Below are 4,450 nucleotides of genomic sequence, written 5' to 3' on the forward strand. Positions count from 1 at the left end.
TTGAGGAATCCGCCGCATGGGTATTATTCGGGTCACCAGTACCCGCTTTAGCAACAGTATCTTTTGTACCGCCTAAAGTGGCTTTGCTGCGGTCGCCGGTGCAGGCTGTTATTGATGCTGATAAAAGAATAAGTACTGCTATATATCTTAATGCTTTCATGGTTGTTAAATAATAATTTATATAATTAACATCCCCATAAATTAAATGTTTGCCATAGCCTAAAAACAAAAAAGCCCCAACAAGTCGGGGCTGTAAATTATATATAACTGTTTATTATTTTATCTCGAAAACGGCCTGGATCTGGAAACTCAGTTTTATCTTTTTAAAATCGATATCAGACTCGGGCGCCGCTGCGTCGGCCGCAGCTGATTTAAACATCACATTTGCGTACATACGCGGTTGCGGGAAACTGCTGTTATCACTTTCGGTAATATTTAAAGCACTGCCTAATTTATCGCCTAAACCGTTCACCAAAAACGATGCTTTATCCCTTGCAGCAAGCAGCGCTTGCAGTTTCAGTTTGTTTTTTATCTCGTTAATTTTCGAGTAGTCGTAGCTATCAATATTGGTGCTTTGGATGCCCTTAGGATCAATTTTGCTCATTATCTGGTTAAACTTATTCAGATCGCGAAATTTAACACCATATTGTTTGCTGGCCAAAAAGTCGGGGTTTTTCTTTTTCTCCGTTTCGTAATTCCATGATGACAGGTTGTTCACCGTGAAATCTTCTTTAGCAATACCCGCTTCGGCGATTGCTTTTTCCAACTGGTTTTCTAACTGACTAATAGTAACCTTCTTTTTACCGTTCAAATATTCTTTTAATGATATGGATACGTTGATAATATCGGGAGTAACCTCTTGCTCGGCAATGCCGGTAACTTCAATTTTACGGCGCAGATCTGTGTTTTGTGCAAACGCCCCAAATGTGATGGCAACTAATGCGGCTAATAAAAATAATTTCTTCATAAGGATTAAATATATATGTATAGTGTAGAGTTAATTACGTGCCGATAGTTTAATTTGAAACATGTAATAAATATAAAGTGCAACCCCTAACAGGGTTGTGTGTTTTAACACGATGATAATAAAAGTAGTAAGGAAATATTAAGGAGAGAAAATATTTGTATAATGTTAAGACGTGGGCATTAAGGCGCGAAGTATCGCGCCTCTACATTTATGCCTTCTCGTAGAGACGTGATACTTCACGTCTCCCGTAGGCAGGCAAACAAAAAAAGCCCCGATAAATCGGGGCTTTGAATATTGTGTAAGAAGCTTTTACTCCTCTACCATTTCACTATTAGGGCTGCTCACTTCGGGCTCTTCATGTTTAAAGTAGCGCTTTTGGTTGAGCAGTATCATTATAACACCTATTGATATAGCGGCATCGGCCAGGTTAAATACCGGGCGGAAGAAAATGTATTCTTCACCACCCCATAACGGCACCCAGTTAGGAAATTGCCCTGTTAACAGCGGGAAGTAAAACATATCTACCACACGGCCGTGAAATACACCGGCATAGTGGTAGATGATACCATAAAAAGTAGAATCAATTATATTACCCAATGCACCGGCCAGTATAAGGGCCACCATCATAATTAAACCACGATGATATTTGTGTTTTATAAGAAACACCAGCGCGTAACCTATGCCACAAACAGCAACAATGCGAAACAGCGTTAAAGCAAGCTTACCCAGCTCGCCACCCAGTTCCATGCCAAAGGCCATGCCGTTGTTTTCGGTATAATGCAACATGCCCCTATTACCAAGGAAACGAATTTCTTCGCCCAGGAACATGTGTTTTCTTACCCAGATCTTTATGATCTGGTCAACAAGGATAATAAATGCAGCAGTTAAAAAAGGTTTTGTATACGCCGCCTTCATTTATTGCTTCAATTTAGCTTCCATAGTTAACGTTGTGTGCGGAACTGCACGCAGGCGTTCTTTAGGGATCAGCTTACCGGTTTCGCGGCAAATACCGTAGGTTTTATTCTCGATACGTACCAAAGCGGCCTCTAACTGCTCAATAAATTTCTTTTGGCGGGCAGCTAACTGATTAATTTGTTCTTTCTCCAACGTCGCAGATCCGTCTTCCAGTGTTTTATAAGTACCGGCAGTGTCATCTGTACCGTTCGCGTTTGGCGAACTTAATGAAGTAGCCAGTGCATTCAGCTCTTCTTTCGAACTGCGTAATTTTTCTAATAATAGGTCCTTAAATTCTTTTAATTCTGAATCAGAATACCTTGTTTTTTCGTTTTCCATTTAACTTTTACTTATAGCAATCAAAATTTCGTACTCGTCAATAACGGCTTTTACGCCTTCAGTTAGCTGAGTATCAAGCACAAGGCTATCAGCTAAAATTTCGGCGCAAATATAGGATAAATTATTTTCCACCGCAGTCCAGATCTTGGGGCCACAGTTTACGTGTACGTTTATCCTGTCGGTTACCTCAAACTCTTTGTTCTTGCGTTCGTTTTGTACACGGTTTACAAATTCGCGGGCAATACCCTCCTGTTCCAACTCGTTGGTTATCGTAACGTCTAAAGCTACGGTTAGTTTTCCTAAATTTGCAACTTGCCATCCGGGAACATCTTCCGCTATAATTTCAACATCAGAAAGTAGTATCTCATACTTACCATTAAGCACAGGTACTTGACCTTCGCTTTCCAGTTTTGTGATATCTTCCTGGCCAAAACCATTTATCGCCGCGGCTACATCTTTCATATCCTTACCAACCTTAGCGCCCAGGGCTTTAAAGTTTGGTTTTATCTTTTTCTTAATAAAACCTGCGGCATCCGTAATATACTCAATGTCCTTGATATTAGTTTCAGATAATACCAGTTCTTTAACCTTTTCTATCTGTACCTTAAAATTCTTATCCAGTATAGGCAATAAAATTTTACCCAACGGGCGGCGAACAGGGATCTCAATTTTTTTACGAAGCGATAACACCAGCGATGATATATCCTGCGCCATTTGCATACGCTCTTCCAAAGCGGTATCCACTAAATCGTTATGATATTCCGGATAGTAGGCCAGGTGTACCGATTCAAATTCCTCTTTACCGGTAACACTGTTCAGATCGGTATATAAACGCTCTGCAAAAAACGGCGCAATGGGCGACATTAATTTGCTGATAGTGATCAAACAGGTATAAAGCGTTTGGTAAGCCGATAGCTTATCGTCCGAATTATCTGACCTCCAGAAACGGCGGCGACTTAAACGGATGTACCAGTTACTAAAGTGTAAGTCGACAAATTCCTGTATAGCACGGGCAGCTTTGGTTGGCTCAAAATCGGCATAGTAGCCATCAACTTCTTTGCTTAAGGTGTTTAACAGGGATATTATCCAACGGTCAAGCTCGGGGCGTTTATCTAAAGCTATCTCGGCTTCTTCGTACTTAAACTTATCGATGTTGGCATAAAGCACAAAGAAAGAGTAAGTGTTATACAACGTACCGAAGAACTTGCGGCGAACCTCGTCCAGGCCTTCAATATTAAATTTAAGGTTATCCCATGGCGATGCATTGCTGATCATATACCAGCGGGCAGCATCGGCACTGTATTTTTCTATTGTTTCAAACGGATCAGCTGCATTACCAAGTCGTTTAGACATTTTGTTCCCATTCTTATCCAGCACAAGTCCATTAGACACTACGTTTTTGAATGCAATACTGTCGTTGAGCATTACTGCGATAGCGTGAAGTGTGAAAAACCATCCGCGGGTTTGGTCAACACCTTCAGCGATAAAATCTGCAGGATAAATTGCCCCCTCTAAACCTGCCTGTCCGGCAGGCAGGTCTCCCCCGGAAGGGGAGAGTTTCCCTTGCGCGTGGCGTCTCCAGTACTCCAGAAATTCTTTAGGGGTTATATCACCCAATCTGCCGGAGGGGGTTGGGGGAAGGCCCCATTGCGCATATGGCATAGCACCTGAATCAAACCAAACATCGATCAGATCCGGTTCGCGAAGCATTTTTTTGCCTGTTGGCGATACCAGGAATACATCATCCACGTAAGGACGATGCAGGTCTTTGATTTCAGATCCGGCTTTCATAAATCCGGCTTTTACTGATTTTTCAATTTCAGCCTCAAGCTCTGCGATAGAGCCTATGCAAATCTCTTCCGACCCATCGGCTGTTCTCCAGATCGGCAATGGGGTTCCCCAGAAACGCGAACGGGATAAATTCCAATCGACCAGGTTTTCCAGCCAGTTACCAAAACGTCCTGTGCCGGTTGCTTCGGGTTTCCAGTTGATGGTTTTATTCAATTCAACCATTCGATCTTTTACTGCGGTAGTATTGATAAACCAGCTATCCAGCGGATAATATAAAATTGGTTTATCCGTACGCCAGCAATGCGGATAACTGTGCTCGTATTTCTTTACATCAAAGGCTTTATTGTCTTCCTTTAATTTAATAGCAATTAAAACATCAGTTGGCCTGAATTCCGGATC

At 41.8% G+C, this 4,450-nt stretch carries 4 protein-coding genes; all 4 read right to left on the reverse strand.

What is annotated here, in order from left to right:
• Positions 1-274 precede the first annotated feature (274 nt).
• Entirely contained in the window at positions 275-967 is a 693-nt protein-coding gene (locus JWQ85_RS11770; RefSeq protein ID WP_299468135.1) for an SIMPL domain-containing protein, read from the reverse strand.
• Between the two features lie 309 nt (positions 968-1,276).
• The gene (locus JWQ85_RS11775; RefSeq protein WP_299468137.1) at positions 1,277-1,882 is read right to left on the reverse strand and encodes a lipoprotein signal peptidase; all 606 of its coding nucleotides are present in this window, start codon (positions 1,880-1,882) and stop codon (positions 1,277-1,279) included.
• Positions 1,883-2,260 (reverse strand): TraR/DksA C4-type zinc finger protein, encoded by a 378-nt coding sequence (locus JWQ85_RS11780; protein WP_067055645.1) that lies wholly within the window; start codon positions 2,258-2,260, stop codon positions 1,883-1,885.
• A partial coding sequence (locus JWQ85_RS11785; protein WP_299468143.1) for a class I tRNA ligase family protein occupies positions 2,261-4,450 on the reverse strand: 2,190 nt, incomplete at its 5' end. It abuts the gene before it with no gap.

Source organism: Mucilaginibacter sp., from assembly GCF_028288105.1.
Taxonomy (GTDB): Bacteria; Bacteroidota; Bacteroidia; order Sphingobacteriales; family Sphingobacteriaceae; genus Mucilaginibacter.

Excerpts from the sequence above, each read along its gene's own strand:
- JWQ85_RS11780 (WP_067055645.1), bottom strand. The coding sequence starts at position 2,260 with ATGGAAAACGAAAAAACAAGGTATTCTGATTCAGAATTAAAAGAATTT.
- JWQ85_RS11775 (WP_299468137.1), bottom strand. The coding sequence starts at position 1,882 with ATGAAGGCGGCGTATACAAAACCTTTTTTAACTGCTGCATTTATTATC.
- JWQ85_RS11770 (WP_299468135.1), bottom strand. The coding sequence starts at position 967 with ATGAAGAAATTATTTTTATTAGCCGCATTAGTTGCCATCACATTTGGG.